This is a genomic window from Pseudonocardia sp. Cha107L01 (genome assembly GCF_052566575.1).
Genome location: NZ_CP199579.1, coordinates 7,769,717 through 7,789,117 on the forward strand (window position 1 = coordinate 7,769,717; position 19,401 = coordinate 7,789,117).

The following is a 19,401-nucleotide window of genomic DNA, read 5'->3' on the forward strand; positions in this document are numbered from 1 at the left end:
AATGAGTGCAACGATTAGCACCCAAATTGGTTCGAAGGCAGATTACCGTAGGCAAACGCCTACCTAGCGTCAACTAATATCCCCGCCCTCGGCCTAGTGACACTCATCGATTCGTCCGATATGTTGACCTTGCTCGGATGGAGAGTCGGGGGCTGGCAATCCACCGCCGGTAACGCGCGCCTTGATACAGGCAACTCCGGCGTGGCTGGCGGGGATTTGGCCTGGACTTCTCGGTTGGACGGGGGACGATGTCAATCACCGACAGTCGACGCTGCGCGCTTCCAGGCTGCTATGTCGTTATCGAGTCGGAACCCGACGGCCGCCCGCAACGCAAATACTGCACCGCGGCGCACCGGGCCATCGCCCGGCAGATGCGCCGTGAAGGTATCCACCGCTCCGCCAGTGCCCCGCCGCTCCCGCTGCCCACCCCGCCGCTCCCGTTGCCGCCGCTGGCCCCGCTGCCCGGCGTGGCCCAGCGCCGGCGCCAGCTCGCGACGGCCGCCGCCCGGCGGTGCCGCGCGGTCGCCGTGCTCGGCTCCGCCGGCCTGCTGGTGACCGGTGGCGGCCTGATGGCCGCGAGTTCCCCGCTGGGTGCGCCGAGTGCCGCCGTCGCCGAGTCCCCCTGGCTGGCCTCGACACCGCAGGCAGAGCAGCAGTGGGCCCAGCAGGCCCAGGTCACGCTCGCCTCGCTGGACAGCCAGCTCCAGGTCGTGACGAAGACCCAGCAGAGCTGGGAGGCGCTGCCGGTCGCCAAGCGTCCCGACCCGGTGCCGGCCCCGGTCCGCGCCCTCACCTCGCGGCGGACGCTGCTCGAGCAGCAGCGCGCCGCGCTCGCCTCCGAACTGGCCACCTGGAAGTCGATGCAGGACACGAACCAGCGCCTGGCCGACACCGAGGACCACGTCAGCAGCCTGGACGAGGCGATCGACGACGTCCCCCAGCACCGGCAGCTCTCCCCCGCCGAGACCAGTGCGGCACAGCAGCTCACCGCGCAGCGCGACATGCGCCAGCGACAGAAGGACTCCCAGCAGGACGAGCTCGACAACCTGCGCCAGGACCTGCACCAGGCCATGGCGACACCGCTGCCGGACGACGACAACGCCACCAAGTCGATCACCTCGTTGGTCGACCAGCTGATCGAACACCCGGACAGCAACAACACCTCACGGGATCCGAACCCGCTGGGCGGCCAGCCCACCCGCCCCGAGGTGATCTCGCCGAAGGACCGCGACGACAAGGACCGCCAGGACATCGGCAACGGCGCACCGCCGAACCCCGGGCGGTCCCGCCCCGAGGTGCCGCAGAGCCCGGAGATCCTGGCCGCCGGCCCGGACATCCCCGGTTCGGCGCCCACCGGCAACCCGCTCGGCGACGCGGCGAAGACCGTGCCCGGGGTGCGCGGCCCGGGCGCACCCGCCGCTCCCGCACCCGCGGCGGCTCCAGCACCCGCACCCGCCGCCGCACCGGCACCCGCCGCACCCACGCCCGCCGCCGCGGCACCTGCGCCCGCCGCACCCGCACCCGCGCCCGCCGCCGGCGGAGCAGTGGGCAGCACCGTCGGCGGAGCCGGCCACGCGGTCGGCGGCGCCGTCGACGGAGCCGGCAACGCCGTCGGCCAGGCCGCCACCGGCGCCGGCAACGCCGTCGGCGGGGCAGTCCCGCACGCCGCCGCACCAGCACCTGCCGCCGCACCAGCACCTGCCGCCGCACCGGCACCCGCGCCCGCCGCCGCACCCGCCGCACCCGCACCCGCCGCACCCGCACCCGCCGCACCCGCCGCACCCGCACCCGCCGCACCGGCACCGGCCGCCGCACCCGCGCCCGCCGCACCCGCACCCGCACCCGCGCCCGGCGCACCGGCACCCGCCGCACCCGCGGCACCGGCACCCGCCGCGGGGGCACAAGCCGGCGGCGCGGTCGGCAGCGCCGCCAACGGAGCCGGCCACGCCGTAGGCGGCGCCGCCAACGGAGCCGGCCACGCCGTAGGCGGCGCCGCCAACGGAGCCGGCCACGCCGTAGGTGGCGCCGCCAACGGAGCCGGCCATGCCGTAGGCGACACCGCAAACGGAGCCGGCAATGCCGCGGGCGGCGGGCAGCCCACCGCCCCGGCGCCCGGCGCGGGCGGAGCTCCCGCGAACGGCGGCCCCGCCAGCGGCGGGCAGCCCACCGCCCCGGCGCCCGGCGCGGGCGGCGCGCCCGGCGCGGGCGGAGCTCCCGCGAACGGCGGCCCCGCCAGCGGCGGAGCCGGCGGAGCTCCCGCCAACGGCGGCGCGAACGGCGCCGGCGCGACACAGCCCGGTCCGGTCAACGGCGCGGTCGGCAGCAACGCCGCGCCGCTGGACGGCATCACCCAGCCCTCCTCGCCCGCTCCGGCCGGTGGCGAAGCAGCCGCGCCGGGGGCCGGTCCCACCGCACCCGCCGGCAGGGGCACCCAACCGCTCGACGGCGTCGGGCAGCCCACCGGCGGCGGCACCGCGCCGAGCGTCGGCGGGCCCGCCCCGAGCCAGCAGGGCAACAGCGTCGCGCCGGGTTCCGAGTCGCCGACGTTCGAGGGCGGCGACCAACCGGTCACCACGCCGTTCGACAAGGTGTCCGAGACCAGCCCGTTCATCGGGCCGTCGGACCGCTCCGGCGACAGTGGGGCCACGCCCAGGACGAACACGCCGACCTACTCCTACCAGGACGGCGGCACGAGCAAGGACGCCGCGGAACGCCAGATCGTCCACGAGGCGATGTCCGGTGACATGGGCAGCGCGATCACCCACGCGATGGTCGCCAGCATGAACGAGAAGACGGCCGAGGACGCCGGCCAGTCCAGCTCCTCGTCCTCCCCCACCCAGTACTACGACAACACCACCAGCTCATCCAGCGGTGAGCACTCCGACTCCAGCGACAGCTCGTCCTCCGACGCGGCCAAGGCGCAGATAGCCAAGGAGATCATGTCGGACTATGGGGTGGACTCGAGCGACTACTCGGGCGACTCCGGCAGCAAGGCCAGCGACGACTCGACCAGCTCTAGCTCCACCAGCTCGACCGAAGACACCACGGCGAAGGACAGTTCGAGCAAGGACAGCTCGACGAAGGACAGCTCGACCTCGGACAGCAGCGACAGCGACACCTCGAGCTCGTCGTCCAGCCACAGCTCACCCGACGACTCCGACAGCAGCAACTCGGAGAGCAGCAACTCGGACAGCCACTCGTCGGACCACGGATCCTCCGATGTCGAGAAGATGATCTCGCACTTCAGCAGTGAGAGCTCGAGCAAGAGTTCGGACGACGGTTCCGACAGCCACACCAGTAGTAAGAGCTCGCATTCGAGCAAGCATTCGGACAGCGGCGACTCCGACAACAGCGACTCGGACAGCCACGACTCACACCACCGCGACAGCAAAAGCTCGCACTCGAGCAGCGACTCGGGCGACGACAATTCCGACAGCCACTCGTCCTCGCGCCACTCGAGTCACGACAGCGGTTCCGATGACTCGAACTCCGACAGCCACGACAGCAACAGTGACTCGGGCGGCGACAGCCACGACAGTGGTAGCGACGACAGCAGCGACTCCGGCGGCGACAGCCACGACAGTGGTAGCGACGACAGCAGCGACTCCGGCGGCGATTCCGGCGGCAGCGACGACTGACCGGCCGCCAAGGGCTGTCGGGGGTATCGCCTAGGCTTCGCCGCGTGATGGACACCGCCCCGGCCCCGGCCTCTCCTCCGGCGGAGGGCGTCGCCGAGGGGCACGCTGCTCAGCAGCTCGCCGCCGGTGTCGAGGCACCGCCAGCGCAGCGGCCGAGGCGTCGGCCGGCGCTGTCGCCGTCCCGCGCCGGCGATTTCAAGCAGTGCCCGCTGCTCTACCGCTTCCGTGCGGTCGACCGGCTGCCCGAGGTCCCGACCCGGGCCCAGGTCCGGGGCACCGTCGTGCACGCGGTACTGGAGCGGCTCTACCGGCTGCCGGCGCAGGAGCGGCTGCCGGCGCGCGCCCGCGAGCTCCTCGACCCGGTCTGGGCCGAGCTCACGGCCGGCGAGCCTCAGCTGGCCGAGCTCTTCGAGGGCGCCGAGGAGACGGAGCTTGCCGGCTGGCTGGAGTCGGCGGGTGCCCTGCTGGACACCTACTTCACCCTGGAGGATCCGCGCCGGCTCGAGCCCGAGGCCTGCGAGCAGCTCGTCGAGGCGGAGATGGAGTCCGGGCTGCTGCTGCGCGGCTATGTGGACCGGCTCGACGTGGCCCCGACCGGGCAGGTCCGGGTGGTCGACTACAAGACCGGGGCGGCGCCGCGCCAGATCGCCGAGGCCAGGGCGCTGTTCCAGATGAAGTTCTATGCGCTGGTGCTGCTGCTCACCCGGGGTGTGGTGCCCAGCCAGCTGCGGCTGATGTATCTGGCCGACGGTGAGGCCCTGACCTACCGGCCGGACGAGGGCGAGCTGCGGCGCTTCGCCCGCACCCTGGATGCGATGTGGTCGGCCATCCTGCTGGCCGGCAAGTCCGGCGACTTCCGCCCGAACCCGAGCAAGCTGTGCGACTGGTGCAGCCACCAGGCGCTGTGCCCCGCCTTCGGCGGCACACCACCGGAGTACCCGGGCTGGCCGGAGCCCGACCCAGCGGTCACCGGCGCGGAGAGTCTGCTCGACCGCGCCGAGTAACCGCCGGAGGCCGGGTGACCGCCGGGGTCAGGCCCCGTTCTCGTCGCCGTTGCGGCCGTCGACCGCCCGGCAGGACCGGATCAGCGAGGTCAGGATGGCCGTGCAACCGATCGCGGCCAACCGGTCCATCGCCAGGTTGGCCTCGTTGGTGCGCACCATCGCCCGCACCGCGACCCAACCCTTGCGGGCCAGCGGGGCAACCGTCGGGGAAGTCAGACCCGGGGTGAGCTTCTCCGCGGCCGGGAGCTGCGACTCCGGGCAGTCGTAGTCCAGCATCAGGTACTGGCGGGCGTACACGACGCCGCGCAACCGCTCCAGGAAGATCGACTTCTCGCCCTTGGTGTCCAGGCTGTCCCGCCGGTCGTTGCGCGGCTCGCGCTCGATCAGGGTCGCCTCGGACTCGGCGATCGGGTCACCGATGACCTTCAGGTGGTGCTGGCGCAGCGTGCGGCCGGAGCTGACCACGTCGGCGATCGCGTCGGCAAGGCCGAGCTGGATGGAGATCTCCACCGCGCCGTCCAGCTTGACGATCTGCGCCGAGATCCGCTTGCCGGCCAGGTGCGCCCGCACCAGCCGGGGGTACGAGGTGGCGATCTTCTTGCCGTCCAGGTCCTCGAGCTTCCAGTCGCTGCTCTCCGAGACCGCGAAACGGAACTTGGAGTAGCCGAACCCGAGCCTGAGCATCTGCCGCACCGGGCTGCCGGACTCATCCATCAGGTCGTGACCGGTCACCCCCATGTTGAGATCGCCGTTGCCGACGTAGGTGGCGATGTCCTTGGGGCGCAGGTAGAAGAACTCGACCTGGTTCTCCTCGTCCAGCGCACTGAGATCCCGGGAGTCGGTGCGTTGCCGGTAACCGGCCTCACGCATCATCGTGCTCGCGGGCTCGGCGAGGGTTCCCTTGTTCGGCAGGGCTACGCGGAGCATTACTTTCTCTCCTGACAACGAAACGATCTTGTGGCTAAAGGAACTTGTAGACATCCTCCAGGCCGAGCCCACGACCGAGCATCACGACCTGGATCCGGTAGAGCAGCTGGGAGATTTCCTCGGCCAACTGGTCGTCCGCCTCGTGCTCGGCCGCCAGCCACACCTCACCCGCCTCCTCCAGAAGCTTCTTGCCCTGGGCATGCACGCCGGCATCCAGGGCAGCGACCGTCCCTGAGCCGGCCGGGCGCGTCTGCGCCTTGTCGGACAGCTCGGCGAACAGGCCATCAAAAGTCTTCACGGGGCGTGCTCCCTTCCCTCACAAGTGTCAGCTGTCACGTGCCACCGAAGTGGGCAAGACACCGCGGGGTGTCTGCTGGCGGCCGGTGCTCTGCGGCCGGTGGCACCACCTGAGTATCACTGGTCACGCCGTGGCACTGCCGAGCGGCCGCTCTGCCGGGACCAGTGGTTAGGCCACGTCGGCACGGACCCACAGCTCATGAAGCTCGGATTCGGTCAGCCCGGCGAGGGAATCCCGCTGGATCCGGCCCGGGGCCGGCGGGACCGACACCTCGCTGGGCACCACCAACACCGCGCAGCCGGCGGCCGAAGCGGCCGCCGCTCCGGTCGGCGAGTCCTCCACCGCGAGGCAGTGCTCCGGCCGCACGCCGAGTTTGCTGGCCGCGATCAGGTACGGGTCCGGGGCCGGTTTGGTGGCCGGCACCTCATCGCCACACACCGTCAGGTCGAAGAACTCCCGGCCGATCGAGTCCAGCGCCTGCTCCACGAGGCGCCGCTCGGTGGAGGTGACCAGTGCCGTGGCCAGACCGCTCGCCCGCACCAGACGCAACGCCGCCAGCGCGCCCGGCCGCCAGGGCAGCCCGTTGTGGAACAGCTGCGCGGTACGGCTGGTCAGCCAGTGCGCTGCGTCCTGCATCGCCTCGGGCCGGTGCTCGAGGCCCACCTCGTCGAACATCAGGTCAAGAGTGCGCCACATCGAGCTGCCCACCATCGCCACCCGGGTCGGTGCGCTCAGCTCACCGCCGAGGTGGCGCGCCAGCTCGGCCAGCGAGATGTCCCAGATCTTCTCGGAGTCGACCAGGGTGCCGTCCATGTCCCACAACACGGCACCCAGCCCAGCTTGTTCGCTCATCCGGCGTTGAAGTACTTCGCCTCGGGGTGGTGTGCCACCAGCGCGTCGGTGCTCTGTTCGGGATGCAGCTGCAGCTCCTCGGACAGCTCGACACCGATCCGACCCGGTTCGAGCAGTTCAACGATCTTCCGGCGGTCGTCCAGATCGGGGCAGGCGCCGTAGCCGAGCGAGTAGCGGGCGCCACGGTAGCCGAGCTTGAAGAACGCCTCGACGTCGTCCGGGTCCTCCGCCGCGAGGTTGCCGCCGTCCGCCCAGCGCATCTCCTCGCGGATCCGCCGGTGCCAGTACTCAGCGAGCGCCTCGGTGAGCTGGACGCTGAGCCCGTGCACCTCGAGGTAGTCCCGGTAGGCGTCCTTGGCGAACAGCTCCCCGGCGTAGTCGGCGATCGGCTGGCCCATGGTGACCAGGTTGAACGGCACCACGTCGACCTCACCGCGCTCGATCGCCACCTCGCGGGGTCGCCAGAAGTCGGCGAGGCACAGGTGCCGGTCCCGGCGCTGGCGCGGGAAGGTGAACCGGTACCGCTCCGGGGCGTCCGGCCTGGCCTCGGTGAGCACCACCAGCGAGTCGCCCTCGGAGACCGCCGGGAAGTAGCCGTACACCAGCGCGGCGTGCGCCAGCACCCCCTCGGTGGACAGCCGGTCCAGCCAGTACCGCAGCCGCGGCCGACCCTCGGTCTCCACCAGCTCCTCGTAGGTGGGCCCGGAGCCGCCCCTGGCGCCGCGCAGGCCCCACTGCCCCAGGAAGGTCGCCCGCTCGTCGATCATCGAGGAGTAGTCGGCCAGTGGGATGCCCCGCACCACCCGGGTGCCCCAGAACGGCGGGGTGGGCAGCGGGACGTCGATGGACACGTCGGAGCGGCTCGGCATCGGCTCCGCCGGCACGGCCTCGGCCTGGGCCGCCTTGCGCTTGGCCGCGATCCGGCGGGACCGGTCATGGCGGGCCTTGCGCTCCGCCGTCTTGGCGCGCTCCTCCTCGGACTCGGGCGTGACCTCGCCGCGCGCCGCCGCCATCACCGAGTCCATCAGCCGCAGGCCCTCGAAGGCGTCCCGCGCGTAGCTGACCTGGCCCTGGTAGACCTCGGCCAGGTCGTTCTCCACGTAGGAGCGGGTCAGCGCGGCACCGCCGAGCAGCACCGGGAGCCGCTCGGCGACCCCTCTGGAGTTCATCTCCTCGAGGTTCTCCCGCATGATCACCGTGGACTTGACCAGCAGCCCGGACATGCCGACCGCGTTGGCCCGGTTCTCCTCGGCCGCCGTCAGGATGGTCGAGATCGGCTGCTTGATTCCTAGGTTGACGACGGTGTAGCCGTTGTTGCTCAGGATGATGTCGACCAGGTTCTTGCCGATGTCGTGCACGTCGCCCTTGACCGTGGCCAGCACGATGGTGCCCTTGCCCTGGTCGTCCTCGGCGCGCTCCATGTGCGGCTCCAGGTAGGCGACCGCGGCCTTCATCACCTCGGCGCTCTGCAGCACGAACGGCAGCTGCATCTGGCCGGAGCCGAACAGCTCGCCGACCGTCTTCATGCCGGCCAGCAGCGTCACGTTGATGATGTCCAGCGCGGGGCGCTCCTCGAGCGCGGCGTCCAGGTCCAGCTCCAGGCCGGGGCGCTCCCCGTCCACGATGCGCCGCTCCAGCCGCTCGAACAGCGGCAGCGCGGCAAGCTCCTCGGCCCGGCCGGCACGCGCGGACGAGGCCGTGACGCCCTCGAACAGCTCCATGAACCTGTTCAGCGGGTCGTACTGTTTACCGTCCGGGCCCTCGCGGCGGCGGTCGTAGATCAGGTCGAGCGCGACGGAGCGGTGCTCGTCCGGGATCTTGGACATCGGCAGGATCTTCGCCGCACTCACGATCGCGGTGTCCAGCCCGGCCTCCACCGCCTCGTGCAGGAACACCGAGTTGAGCACCTGGCGGGCGGCCGGGTTCAGCCCGAACGACACGTTGGACACGCCGAGCGTGGTCTGCACATCGGGGTAGCGGCGCTTCAGCTCGCGGATCGCGTCGATCGTCTCCAGCGCGTCCCGGCGGACCTCCTCCTGCCCGGTGGTGATCGGGAAGGTGAGCGTGTCCACCACGATGTCGGCTACCCGCATGCCGTGGTTCGTGGTCAGGTCGGTGATGAGCCGGTCGGCCACCCGGACCTTCCACTCGCTGGTGCGGGCCTGGCCCTCCTCGTCGATGCACAGCGCGACCACCGCGCAGCCGTGCTCGCGGACGAGCTCCATGGTGCGCTGGAACCGGGACCCGGGTTCGTCGCCGTCCTCGTAGTTCACCGAGTTCACGATGCTGCGCCCGCCGAGGCGCTCCAGGCCGGTGCGCAGCACGTTGTGCTCGGTGGAGTCGAGCATGATCGGCAGGGTGGACGCGGTGGCCAGCCGGCCGGCCAGCTCGGCCATGTCGGCGGCGCCGTCGCGGCCCACGTAGTCGATGCACAGGTCGAGCAGGTGCGCGCCGTCCCGGGTCTGGTCCCTGGCGATCGCCACGCAGTCTTCCCAGTTCTGCTCCAGCATCGCCTCGCGGAACTTCTTGGACCCGTTGGCGTTGGTCCGCTCGCCGATCATCAGCACGCTGGTGTCCTGGCGGAACGGCACCGGGGCGTAGAGCGAGGAGACGCCGGGCTCGGGGTGCGGGTCGCGCCGCGCCGGGGTGGCGGCGCGGACCGCGTCGACCACCGCGCGGATGTGGTCCGGCGTGGTGCCGCAGCAGCCGCCGACCAGCCGGGTGCCGTACTCGCTGACGAACCCGGCCAGCGCCTCGGCCAGCGCATCCGGGCCCAGCGGGTACACCGCGCCGTGCGGGCCCAGCTCGGGCAGGCCGGCGTTGGGCATCACCGAGATCGGGATGCGGGCGTGCTTGGACAGGTGCCGCAGGTGCTCGCTCATCTCGGCAGGCCCGGTCGCGCAGTTCAGCCCGATCAGGTCGATGCCGAGCGACTCCAGCGAGGCCAGCGCGGCGCCGATCTCACTGCCCAGCAGCATCGTGCCGGTGGTCTCCACGGTGACGTGGGTGATGATCGGTACGTGGCGCCCCTCGGCGGCCATCGCCCGCCGCGCCGCGATCACGACGGCCTTGGCCTGCAGCAGGTCCTGCACGGTCTCCACCAGCACGGCGTCCACCCCGCCGGCGAGCAGACCCTGGACGCAGTCCTGGTAGGCGTCGCGCAGGTCGACGAACGGCGCGTGGCCGAGCGTCGGCAGCTTGGTGCCGGGGCCGACCGAGCCGAGCACGAACCGGGGCATCGCCTCGGTGCTGTACGCGTCGGCGGCGCGGCGCGCGATGACGGCGCCCTTCTCGGCCAGCTCGCGGATCCGGTGCGCGATGTCGTACTCACCCAGGTTGGACAGGTTCGTCCCGAACGTGTTGGTCTCGATCGCGTCGGCGCCGACCTCGAGATTCTCCCGGTGTACCCGCTCCACGACGTCCGGGCGGGTGTCGTTCAAGATCTCGTTGCAACCCTCCAGACCGGCGAAATCGTCGAGGCTGAGGGCGACGGACTGCAGCATGGTGCCCATCGCGCCGTCGCCAATCAGCACTCGGTCTTTGAGCGCACGCAGGAACGGCGAATCCGGGGCGGTAGACATAGGACCCCAGAATAGACGCCGCCGCTGCCGCGAGCAGCAGATACCGACGTGAATCGTCTCTATTGACGATCTCCGCTGTCCCGTTCGGGACGCCCATCCCTCACAAAACTCCCGTCGGCCTTAGGCTGAACCGATGAGCGATCGCGAGCCAACGGATCCGGACGCGGTCTCGTTGTCGTGGCAGGACGCCGACAGCGTGGCCGATGGGCAGCCCCCGGAGCTGCTCGAACCCGTAGTAGTGGCCGCTTTCGAGGGCTGGAACGACGCCGGCGACGCCGCGAGCACGGCATTGGAACATCTCGAACTGAGCTGGGACGCCCGACCGCTGGCGGCCATGGACCCCGATGACTACTACGACTTCCAGGTGACACGCCCCACAGTTCACCTCGTCGACGGGATCAGCCGCCGGATCGAGTGGCCGACCACCCGGCTGTCGGTGTGCCGCCCGCCCGGCGCGGACCACGACGTGGTGCTGATCCGGGGCATCGAGCCGAACATGCGGTGGCGGGCGTTCTGCGCGGAGCTGCTGACCTACATCGAGAAGCTCGGCGCGACCACCGTGGTGACGCTGGGCGCACTGCTGACAGACACCCCGCACACCAGGCCGGTGCCGGTCAGCGGCACCGCCTACGACGCGGAGTCGGCCGCCCGCTACGGCCTGGAGACCTCGCGCTACCAGGGCAACACCGGCATCGTCGGGGTGTTCCAGGACTCCTGCGTGCGGGCCGGCATCCCGGCCATCTCGTTCTGGGCCGCCGTGCCGCACTACGTGTCCCAGGCACCCGACCCGAAGGCGGCGGTCGCGCTGCTGCACCGCGTCGAGGAGGTACTCGACATCGAGGTGCCGCTTGGCGGGCTGCCCGAGCAGGCCGAGGCCTGGGAGCGCACGGTCAGCGAGATGGCCGACGCGGACGACGAGGTGCGCGAGTACGTGCGCTCCCTCGAGGAACGGGTCGAGACGGAGTCGGAGCTGCCGGAGATGACCGGCGAGTCCATCGCCGCCGACTTCGAGCGCTACCTGCGCCGGCGTGGCCCCGGCGGGTCCGGCCCTGGTCGGCCGGGCGGGCTCAGCGGACCGGGTCGGTAGCCGGGGGTTCCGGGGCGGGCCCGGCGCCGGCGGCCCGGTGTTCGGGCAGCGCCGGCGGCCCGGTGTTCGGGCAGCGCCGGTGTTCGGGCAGCGCCGGTGTTCGGGCAGCGCCGGTGTTCGGGCAGCGCCGGTGTTCGGGCAGCGCCGGTGTTCGGGCAGCGCCGGTGTTCGGGCAGCGCCGGTGTTCGGGCAGCGCCGGTGTTCGGGCAGCGCCGGTGTTCGGGCAGCGCCGGTGTTCGGGCAGCTCAGGTTTCGAGCAGGCGCCGGGGTCCGGGTCCGTGCTCGGCCAGGGAGTCCTGGGGGTTGGTCATCCGGCACTTGTCCAGGGACAGGCAGCCACACCCGATGCAGTTGGTGAAATCGTCGCGCAGCTGCTCGAGGTTGCGGATCCGCTCCTGCAGCTCGTCGTGCCAGCGCTGGGACAGCCGCGCCCAGTCGGCCCGGTTCGGGGTGCGGTTGTCCGGCAGCTCGGCGAGCGCGGCGCGCACCTCGGCCAGCGGGATGCCGACCCGCTGCGCCACCCGGATCAACGCCACCCGGCGCAGCGCGTCGCGCCGGTAGCGACGCTGGTTACCCGAGGTCCGCCGACTGGCGATCAGGTGTTGGCGCTCGTAGAAGTGCAGCGCGGACACCGCCACGCCGCTGCGCTCGGAGAGCTGCCCGACGGTCAGCTCCCCCGGGTCCGCCCCCGCCTGCCGCATCCGCGCCCCGCTCCGGTTACCTCAATGTTTGTTGCGGTTTTACGCGGTCGGGTGATCGGGGGTCAAGGGAATTGACCTGAATGTTTGTTTAGGTTTTAGCGTGGCTGTCACCGGCGCTCGCCCGGCGTCGCCTCCCCGGCGGCGACCAGCGGAAGGACCCACGATGGCCAGCCCCACCCGAACCCCCGACACGACCGGCACGCCGCCCTGGACCGAACCGGGGTCCCGCCCGGCCGGTCCCGCCGAGACCTACCCGGAGGACCCGCTGTGGACCGAGCCGATCCGGGTCGAGGTCATCATGGGCAGCGTTCGGGACGGCCGGTTCGGCCCGGTGGTGGCCGACTGGTTCAGCCGGCTGGCCGCCCAGCGCCCCGACCTCGAGGTCCGGAGTCTCGACCTGGCCGCGAACCCGCCGGACTTCGCCGAGCGCATCGGTGCCGCGGCCGCGATCGTCGTGGTGACCCCGGAGTACAACCACAGCTACCCCGGTCCGCTGAAGTCCGCGATCGACGGGGTGGGTGCCCAGTGGCGGGGCAAGCCGGTGGCCTTCGTCAGCTACGGCGGGCTGTCCGGCGGGTTGCGCGCGGTGGAGGCGCTGCGAGTGGTCTTCGCCGAGCTGCACACGGTCACGGTCCGCGACACGGTCAGCTTCCACGGCGCACACCAGCGGTTCGACGACGACGGCTCGCCGCACGACGCGGTGGGTCCCAGCGCCGCCGCCACCGTGCTGCTCGACCAGCTGGTGTGGTGGGGTCGCGCGCTGCGGGCCGCCCGGGCGCGGGTTCCGTACGGGGGTTAGGAACGGCTCGGGTAGCGGCCGCCGTGGGCACACGTCACTAGGTGGGCCCGAGTCTGCGGAGTGTCCGATCCGTGCCGGGTCGCCTCGGCGAGTCGGGTTCGGGGCACCCCGCTCGCTCGGCACCGGTCCCCCAGAGCGCCGAGCTGAGCCCGGGGCTAGTCGCGCGCCTCGACGGCGTGCTGGCGCAGGTCCTTCAGGTCCACCCATTCCAGCGTGCGGGCGTGCGTGGCCTCCAGCACTACCTCCGGTGCTCGGCCGACGGCGAGTGCCTCGGCCCAGCGGGACGCGCAGAGACACCACTGGTCCCCCGGCCGCAGCCCGGCGAAGCCGTACTCCGGGCGCGGCGTGGACAGATCGTTGCCCACCTCGCGGCTGAAGGCGAGGAACTCCTCGGTCAGCCGGACGCACACGGTGTGCACGCCGGCGTCCTCCCCGCCGGTGTCGCAGCAGCCGTTGCGATAGAAGCCGGTCATGGGGTCGGTGCTGCAGGACCGCAGCTCGCCGCCGAGCACGTTGTGGGCCATGGCTACAACTCCACTCCGAGGAGGGCGTCGACCGCAAGCTTGACCAGGCCGGGTGCCTGGGTGTCCCGGCCCCGCCGCTCCCGCGCCTGCGATGCCCACGCATCCACCGCGGCCAGCGCCTTCGGGCTGTCCAGGTCGTCGGCCAGGTGGGTGCGCAACCGGGCGACGGTGTCCTCCGCCGGCGGGCCGGCGTCCAGGCTGGCGGCCTCCCGCCAGGCGGCCAGCCTGGCCTGGGCGGCGTGCAGCAGCTCGGGCTCCCAGGACCGGTCGGAGCGCCAGTGCCCGGCGAGCAGGGCCAGCCGCACGGCCATCGGGTCCACCCCGTCGGCCCGCAGCTTCGACACGAACACCAGGTTGCCGCGCGACTTGGACATCTTCTCGCCGTCCAGCGCGATCATCCCGGCGTGGCAGTAGTGCCGGGCGAACGGGTGCACGCCGGTAAACGCCTCGGCATGCGCGGCACCGAACTCGTGGTGCGGGAAGATCAGGTCGGAGCCGCCGCCCTGGACGTCGATCTGCGAGCCCAGCCGGTTCAGCGAGATCGCTGCGCACTCCACGTGCCAACCAGGGCGCCCGGTGCCCAGCTCGCTCTCCCAGAACGGCTCGCCGGGCCGCGCCATCCGCCAGAGCAGCGCGTCCACCGGGTTGCGCTTGCCGGGCCGCTCCGGATCGCCGCCGCGTTCGCCGGACAGCCGACGCATCGTCGCCTCGTCGTAGCCCGACTCGTAGCCGAACTCCTTGGTCGCGGCGCTGTCGTAGTAGACGTCCGGGTACTCCGCGTCGTCGATCCGGTAGGCCGCGCCGGCCGCCAGCAGCTTGGAGACCAGCTCACTGATCTCCGCCATGGCCTCCACCGCACCGATGTAGTGCTTCGGCGGCAGCACCCGCAGCGACTCCATGTCCTCGCGGAACAGCGCCGTCTCCCGCATGCCGAGCACGACCCAGTCGCCGTGGTCACGCTTTGCGCGCTCCAGCAACGGCTCGTCGATGTCGGTGACGTTCTGCACGTAGAGCACGTCATGACCGGCGTCCCGCCACACCCGGTTCACCAGGTCGAACGCCAGGTAGGTCGCGGCGTGACCGAGATGGGTTGCGTCGTAGGGCGTGATGCCGCAGACGTACATCCGCGCGGTGGCCGAGGGCGCCGTCGGGCGGACCTCACCGGTGGCGGTGTCGTACAGCCGCAGCGGCGGCGCGGAACCGGGAACCGTGGGCAAATTGGTGGGTGACCAGGACTGCATAACAGACAAACTACGCGGTGTGGCCGGTGCCGCGACCCGACCGGAGCACCGGCCGCCGCTGTGGCACGGTTAGTCCGAATGCCGGTGCGGGCCCGGGTGGCGGTGCCCACGCGGCCGGTGGGGTGCCGGCGGGGAGGGGCTCGGGATGCGACGAGGCAGGTTGCCGATCCACTTTTCGGGGCCGACAGCTGGTCTCACAGCGGGACCGACAGCGGGGCTCACAGCGGTACTGACGGTGCTGGTCGCGGTGCTGCTGGCCAGCACCGGATGTGCCCAGAAGCCGGTTCAGCCCGGTCCGTCGGCGCCCCCGCCCAGTGCACTCGACCTGATCCCCCAGCGCGGCGAGCTGCGGGTCTGCAGCACCGGCGACTATCGCCCGTTCACCTACCGCGACCCGGCGACCGGGCAGTTCAGCGGCATCGACATCGACATGGCCGGCGACATGGCGCACCAGCTCGGGGTGCGCCTGACCGTGGTGCCCACCACCTGGGCCACCCTGGTCGGTGACCTGGCCGGTGGACGCTGCGACGCGGCGATGGGCGGCGTCTCGGTCACCCCGGACCGGGCCAGGAAGGCCGCCTTCAGCGACCCGTACGTGATCGACGGCAAGGCCCCGATCACCCGGTGCGGCAAGGTGGCCCGGTTCCAGACGCTGGCCGACATCGACCGGCCCCGGGTGCGGGTGGTGGTGAACCCCGGCGGCACCAACGAGTCGTTCGACCGGAGCCACCTCAAGCAGGCCACCCTGGTGCCCCACCCGGACAACAACACGATCTTCGACGAGATCATCGCCGGCCGCGCGGACCTCATGATCACCGACGCTAGCGAGGCGCGCTGGCAGGCCGCCCGGCATCCCGAGCTGTGCGCGGTGAACCCGGACCGCCCACTCAGCTTCGGGCCGAAGGCCTACCTGCTCCCCCGGGGCGACGTGGTGTTCCAGCAGTGGGTGAACGTCTGGCTGCACCAGGTCCTCGGCGACGGGACCTACCAGCGGTTCAGCCACCCCTGGCAAGGCTGACCCCACCGGCCGCACAGCCTCACCGCGGCCGTACAGACCCACCGCCGCCCGCACCGACTAACCGCGGCCCGCACAAACCTGCCGCGGCCCGCACAAACCTGCCGCGGCCCGCACAGACCCAGCGACCTGTGTCCGGGTTGCACCAGTTCTGTGCGGACCACACATCCGGTGCCCGTCCATCCACCCACCGGGGGCCTCGGCTCCGTGGACCGACTACCGCACCCCGCACCAGCGACCCGGCCGCTCAGTGGTCTGGCGCGGACTCCCAGACTCGGCGTTGCTGAGATCTGACACCCGAAAGTAACTCCAGGCACTATTGATCTCGCCTCAAACCGGACTGGAGTTCCGTTGATCATAGAAGCGGTTCAGCAAGACAGGAACAGCGTGACTAGCGCCTCAACGCCCGGCACTCACTGACCAACCCTGGCCCGCACAGACTCACCGTGGGCCGCACAGACCTTGCAACCTCTGCGCGGGTTGCACCAGTTCTGTGCGGGCCGGCTCTGCGCCCGCCAGCTCTGCGGCCCGCCCGCTCTGCACCCGCCCGCTCTGCGCCCGCCAGCTCTGCGCCCGCCAGCTCTGCGGCCCGCCAGCTCTGCACCCGCCAGCTCTGCACCCGCCAGCTCTGCACCCGCCAGCTCTGCACCCGCCAGCTCTGCGCCCGCCCGCTCTGCGCCCGCCAGCTCTGCGGCCCGCCAGCTCTGCGCCCGCCAGCTCTGCGCCCGCCCGCTCTGCGGCCCGCCAGCTCTGCGGCCCGCCAGCTCTGCGCCCGCCCGTTCTGCGCGCGGCCCGCCAGCCGGCCGCGACACCACCCCGAGGCCCCGGCTCCCCCCATCAGCCGGGGCCCCGGGACTCACTTCGAGCCGGCCGCGACGGCGTCGACGAACCCGGTCGTGTAGGTCCGGTTCAGGTCGATCATCGAGCGGTGCGCGCTCACGTTCTTGGAGAAGCTGGACAGCACGGTCAGCACGTTCTGGGCACCCTCGGCGCTCATCCGGCCGTCCGCGTTGAACATCCCGATGCTGTCCCGGACCGAGGCCACGTAGAGCTGCCGATCGCCGCCGGCGAAGGACTGCGGCATGGCATCGGCGATCTGCTCCGGGGTGTGCTGGTGGATCCAGCGCAGGGTGCCGACCATGGCTGTGGCCAGCTGCTGCACCACCTCCGGGTAACGCTCGACGATCGAGCAGCTCATGTACAGCGAGGTGGCCGGGTAGAGGCCGCCGAGCGCGTCCCGGGTGGCCTGCTCGGTGCGCAGGTCGTAGAGCACCTTGGCCTGACCGGTCTGCACCAGCTGCGCGACCGTCGGGTCGGTGGTCATCCCCGCGTCGATGCCCCCGTTGGCCAGGCTGGCGATGAACGTCTGCCCGGCGCCGACCTTGACCGGCGTGAATTCCGCCGTGCTGACACCGGCCTTGCCGGCCAGCGCCTTGGTCAGGAAGTCGGTCGACGAACCCAGCGAGGTGATACCCATCTTGCGGCCGCGGAAGTCGGCCGAGCTCCGGATCTGGTCGGCCTTGGCGGTGGCCACCATGATGACCTCGCCGGGGATGTTGGCCATCTGCACCACGCTGGTGATGCACTGGTCCTTGGCCTGCAGGTCCACGGTGTGGTCGTAGAACCCCACCACGCCCTGCACGTCGCCGGAGATCAGTGCGGTCTCCGCGTTCGCGCCGGACGGCTGGTTGAGCAGCTCCACGTGTACGCCGGCGCGGTCGAACCCGCCCAGCTGCTGGGTCAGCATGGCCGGCAGGTAGATCACCTTCTCCAGCCCGCCGACCATCAGCTTGATGGTGGGCTTGCCGTCGTCGCCGAGTGACAGGGTGCGCGAGTCCCGGCAGCCGACCAGGCTCAGCAGTGCCAGTGCGACGGCCATGACAACACCGACCGCTCGATAGCTACGAGTCATCGCCGGCCTCAGATCTGCGCCGCGGTGGCGCCGACGTTCGGCCGCCAACCCAGCAGCCGGCCCTCAAGCGAACCGATCAGCGACTCGGCGAGCAGGGCCACCACGGTAATGATGATCATGCCCGCGAAGACCCCGGCGGTGTCGAAGGTGCCCTGCGCGTTGGAGATCAGGAACCCGATGCCGGCCTGCGCGCCGGTGTACTCCCCCACCACCGCGCCGATCAGCGCGAAGCCGAACGCGGTGTGCAGCGAGGACAGGATCCAGGACGTCGCGCTGGGCAGCACGATGCTGCCGAGCACCTGCCCCTTGCTGGCGCCCAGGATGCGGGCGTTGTCGATCAGGTTGCGGTCCACCTCACGGGCACCGGTGAACGCGTTGAAGAACACCACGAAGAACACGAGCACGACAACGGTGGCCACCTTGGAGGACAGCCCGAGCCCGAACCAGATGACGAACAGCGCCGCCAGCACGATCCGGGGCACCGCGTTGACCGCCTTGATGAACGGGGCCAGCACGTCGGCCAGGTACTGGCTGCGCCCGAGCAGCACGCCGAGCACCACGCCCGCGACGGTGCCGATCATGAACCCGATCACCGCCTCCTCGACGGTGACCCAGATGTGCAGCCAGATCGACCCGAAGTCGGTGCCCACGGTGAACCACTCGACGAGGCGGGCCCAGATCTTGGACGGCCGCGAGTAGAAGAACTGGTCGATCCACTGCAGCCCGACGACCAGCTCCCAGCTGCCCAGCCAGACCACCACGATGGCCAGCCGCAGCAGCCAGGTGTTGCGCTTGCGGCGACGCTGGGCGCGGCGCGCCCCGGTCAGGATGGACTGCTCGGTCTCTTCGACCTCCGGTTCGCCGGCCGGCGCCGGTGTCACGGCCTGCTTGATGTCAGGAGACACGAGCCACGCTCCCTACCGGTCCGACGTGCCTGGTCTTGTCCACCTCGACGCGCAGCGACTTCCAGACCTCCCGGTAGATCGCCAGGAAGTCGGGGGTCAGCCGCAGCTCCTCGACCGCGCGCGGGCGGGGCAGCGGGACCGGGAAGACGTCCTTCACGGTGGCCGGGCTGGCGGTCATCACCACGACCTTGTCGGCCAGCGCGATGGCTTCGTCGAGGTCGTGCGTCACGAAGATCACCGCCGCGCCGCTGCCGGCCCACAGCCGCAGCAGCTCGTCCTGCATGTTCGCCCTGGTCTGCACGTCGAGCGCGGAGAACGGCTCGTCCATCAGCAGGATCCGGGGGTCGGTCACCAGCGTCTGGGCCAGCGCGACCCGCTTGCGCATGCCGCCGGAGAGCTGGTGCGGGTAGTACCGCTCGAACCCGGACAGCCCGACCCGGTTCACCCAGTCGGCGGCCTGCTCACGCGCCTGCGCCTTGCCGGTACCGCGGAAGCGGGGACCGGAGGCCACGTTGTCCAGCACCGTGCGCCACGGCATCACCGCGTCGGACTGGAACATGTAGCCCACCCCGTCCGGGATCGACGACACCCTGTTGCCATCCACCAGCACCTGCCCGGCCGAGGCCGGCTGCAGCCCGGAGACCAGGGACAGCGCGGTGGACTTGCCGCACCCGGTCGGCCCGACCACGGCCACGAACTCGCCGGCCTGGACCGCCATGGTGAGCTCGCGGACGGCGGTGTGCACCGTCCCGCCGGCTCCGGGGAACCGCTTGGTGGCTTTGATCAACTCGATCATCGGGTGATCGGGGCGGGCTGTGGGCGGTGCTGACACGGTGACTCCTTCGTCACGACGTTCCGGCTCGCGGTCGCGTTGGACCGGGACAGTAGGTCGACCGGCGCGCCCATCCGGCGTTCTC

General features: G+C 71.4%; 15 protein-coding genes. 5 read left to right on the plus strand and 10 right to left on the minus strand.

Annotated elements, in window-relative coordinates:
* The first annotated feature begins 248 nt into the window (after positions 1-248).
* Positions 249-3,638: a hypothetical protein gene (locus tag ACTXG6_RS36715; protein WP_445183921.1), complete on the plus strand. Its 3,390-nt coding sequence runs from the start codon at positions 249-251 to the stop codon at positions 3,636-3,638.
* Positions 3,639-3,685: 47 nt separating this feature from the next.
* Complete coding sequence (locus ACTXG6_RS36720) at positions 3,686-4,642, plus strand: RecB family exonuclease (RefSeq protein ID WP_445183922.1); 957 nt, start codon at positions 3,686-3,688, stop codon at positions 4,640-4,642.
* 27 nt (positions 4,643-4,669) lie between these two features.
* On the opposite strand, the gene hisG is transcribed toward ACTXG6_RS36720, so the two are convergent.
* The 4 genes from hisG to metH form a co-directional block, all read right to left on the minus strand.
* The gene (hisG, locus tag ACTXG6_RS36725) at positions 4,670-5,569 is read right to left on the minus strand and encodes an ATP phosphoribosyltransferase (RefSeq protein WP_445183923.1); all 900 of its coding nucleotides are present in this window, start codon (positions 5,567-5,569) and stop codon (positions 4,670-4,672) included.
* Between the two features lie 34 nt (positions 5,570-5,603).
* Positions 5,604-5,867: a phosphoribosyl-ATP diphosphatase gene (locus ACTXG6_RS36730; RefSeq protein WP_445183924.1), complete on the minus strand. Its 264-nt coding sequence runs from the start codon at positions 5,865-5,867 to the stop codon at positions 5,604-5,606.
* Positions 5,868-6,035: 168 nt separating this feature from the next.
* On the minus strand, positions 6,036-6,719 hold the full coding sequence (locus tag ACTXG6_RS36735; RefSeq protein ID WP_445183925.1) for an HAD family hydrolase: 684 nt from the start codon (positions 6,717-6,719) through the stop codon (positions 6,036-6,038).
* The gene (gene metH, locus ACTXG6_RS36740) at positions 6,716-10,300 is read right to left on the minus strand and encodes a methionine synthase (RefSeq protein ID WP_445183926.1); all 3,585 of its coding nucleotides are present in this window, start codon (positions 10,298-10,300) and stop codon (positions 6,716-6,718) included. Before metH ends, ACTXG6_RS36735 begins: the two co-directional genes overlap by 4 nt.
* Positions 10,301-10,433: 133 nt before the next feature.
* On the opposite strand from metH, the gene ACTXG6_RS36745 reads away from it, so the two are divergent.
* Positions 10,434-11,387 (plus strand): PAC2 family protein, encoded by a 954-nt coding sequence (locus ACTXG6_RS36745; protein ID WP_445183927.1) that lies wholly within the window; start codon positions 10,434-10,436, stop codon positions 11,385-11,387.
* 245 nt (positions 11,388-11,632) lie between these two features.
* Here ACTXG6_RS36745 and soxR read toward each other — a convergent pair whose 3' ends face one another.
* Positions 11,633-12,088, minus strand: coding sequence for a redox-sensitive transcriptional activator SoxR (gene soxR, locus ACTXG6_RS36750; RefSeq protein ID WP_445183928.1), 456 nt, complete (start codon positions 12,086-12,088; stop codon positions 11,633-11,635).
* Between the two features lie 163 nt (positions 12,089-12,251).
* Here soxR and ACTXG6_RS36755 point away from each other — a divergent pair, with 163 nt between their 5' ends.
* The gene (locus tag ACTXG6_RS36755; protein WP_445183929.1) at positions 12,252-12,887 is read left to right on the plus strand and encodes an NADPH-dependent FMN reductase; all 636 of its coding nucleotides are present in this window, start codon (positions 12,252-12,254) and stop codon (positions 12,885-12,887) included.
* A 155-nt stretch (positions 12,888-13,042) separates the two neighbouring features.
* Here ACTXG6_RS36755 and ACTXG6_RS36760 read toward each other — a convergent pair whose 3' ends face one another.
* Both ACTXG6_RS36760 and mshC read right to left on the minus strand, forming a co-directional pair.
* Positions 13,043-13,411: a DUF2237 family protein gene (locus ACTXG6_RS36760; RefSeq protein WP_445183930.1), complete on the minus strand. Its 369-nt coding sequence runs from the start codon at positions 13,409-13,411 to the stop codon at positions 13,043-13,045.
* 2 nt (positions 13,412-13,413) lie between these two features.
* The gene (gene mshC, locus ACTXG6_RS36765) at positions 13,414-14,652 is read right to left on the minus strand and encodes a cysteine--1-D-myo-inosityl 2-amino-2-deoxy-alpha-D-glucopyranoside ligase (RefSeq protein ID WP_445183931.1); all 1,239 of its coding nucleotides are present in this window, start codon (positions 14,650-14,652) and stop codon (positions 13,414-13,416) included.
* A 238-nt stretch (positions 14,653-14,890) separates the two neighbouring features.
* Here mshC and ACTXG6_RS36770 point away from each other — a divergent pair, with 238 nt between their 5' ends.
* Positions 14,891-15,670 carry a transporter substrate-binding domain-containing protein gene (locus ACTXG6_RS36770; RefSeq protein WP_445190199.1) on the plus strand — a complete coding sequence of 260 codons (780 nt, stop codon included), beginning with the start codon at positions 14,891-14,893 and terminating at the stop codon, positions 15,668-15,670.
* 853 nt (positions 15,671-16,523) lie between these two features.
* On the opposite strand, the gene ACTXG6_RS36775 is transcribed toward ACTXG6_RS36770, so the two are convergent.
* From ACTXG6_RS36775 to ACTXG6_RS36785, 3 genes are read right to left on the minus strand one after another with little or no spacing between them, the layout of a single operon-like run.
* Positions 16,524-17,546 (minus strand): ABC transporter substrate-binding protein, encoded by a 1,023-nt coding sequence (locus ACTXG6_RS36775; protein WP_445183932.1) that lies wholly within the window; start codon positions 17,544-17,546, stop codon positions 16,524-16,526.
* A gap of 41 nt (positions 17,547-17,587) precedes the next feature.
* Positions 17,588-18,484, minus strand: a complete 897-nt coding sequence (locus ACTXG6_RS36780; protein WP_445183933.1) for an ABC transporter permease — start codon at positions 18,482-18,484, stop codon at positions 17,588-17,590.
* Positions 18,474-19,280: an ABC transporter ATP-binding protein gene (locus ACTXG6_RS36785; RefSeq protein ID WP_445190200.1), complete on the minus strand. Its 807-nt coding sequence runs from the start codon at positions 19,278-19,280 to the stop codon at positions 18,474-18,476. Before ACTXG6_RS36785 ends, ACTXG6_RS36780 begins: the two co-directional genes overlap by 11 nt.
* Positions 19,281-19,401 lie beyond the last annotated feature (121 nt).

Bases quoted from the DNA above. Each gene is read 5' to 3' on its own strand.
- ACTXG6_RS36715 (WP_445183921.1), top strand. From the start codon at position 249: ATGTCAATCACCGACAGTCGACGCTGCGCGCTTCCAGGCTGCTATGTC.
- ACTXG6_RS36720 (WP_445183922.1), top strand. From the start codon at position 3,686: ATGGACACCGCCCCGGCCCCGGCCTCTCCTCCGGCGGAGGGCGTCGCC.
- hisG (WP_445183923.1), bottom strand. From the start codon at position 5,569: ATGCTCCGCGTAGCCCTGCCGAACAAGGGAACCCTCGCCGAGCCCGCG.
- ACTXG6_RS36735 (WP_445183925.1), bottom strand. From the start codon at position 6,719: ATGAGCGAACAAGCTGGGCTGGGTGCCGTGTTGTGGGACATGGACGGC.
- metH (WP_445183926.1), bottom strand. From the start codon at position 10,300: ATGTCTACCGCCCCGGATTCGCCGTTCCTGCGTGCGCTCAAAGACCGA.
- ACTXG6_RS36745 (WP_445183927.1), top strand. From the start codon at position 10,434: ATGAGCGATCGCGAGCCAACGGATCCGGACGCGGTCTCGTTGTCGTGG.
- soxR (WP_445183928.1), bottom strand. From the start codon at position 12,088: ATGCGGCAGGCGGGGGCGGACCCGGGGGAGCTGACCGTCGGGCAGCTC.
- ACTXG6_RS36755 (WP_445183929.1), top strand. From the start codon at position 12,252: ATGGCCAGCCCCACCCGAACCCCCGACACGACCGGCACGCCGCCCTGG.
- ACTXG6_RS36760 (WP_445183930.1), bottom strand. From the start codon at position 13,411: ATGGCCCACAACGTGCTCGGCGGCGAGCTGCGGTCCTGCAGCACCGAC.
- mshC (WP_445183931.1), bottom strand. From the start codon at position 14,652: ATGCAGTCCTGGTCACCCACCAATTTGCCCACGGTTCCCGGTTCCGCG.
- ACTXG6_RS36775 (WP_445183932.1), bottom strand. From the start codon at position 17,546: ATGGCCGTCGCACTGGCACTGCTGAGCCTGGTCGGCTGCCGGGACTCG.
- ACTXG6_RS36785 (WP_445190200.1), bottom strand. From the start codon at position 19,280: ATGATCGAGTTGATCAAAGCCACCAAGCGGTTCCCCGGAGCCGGCGGG.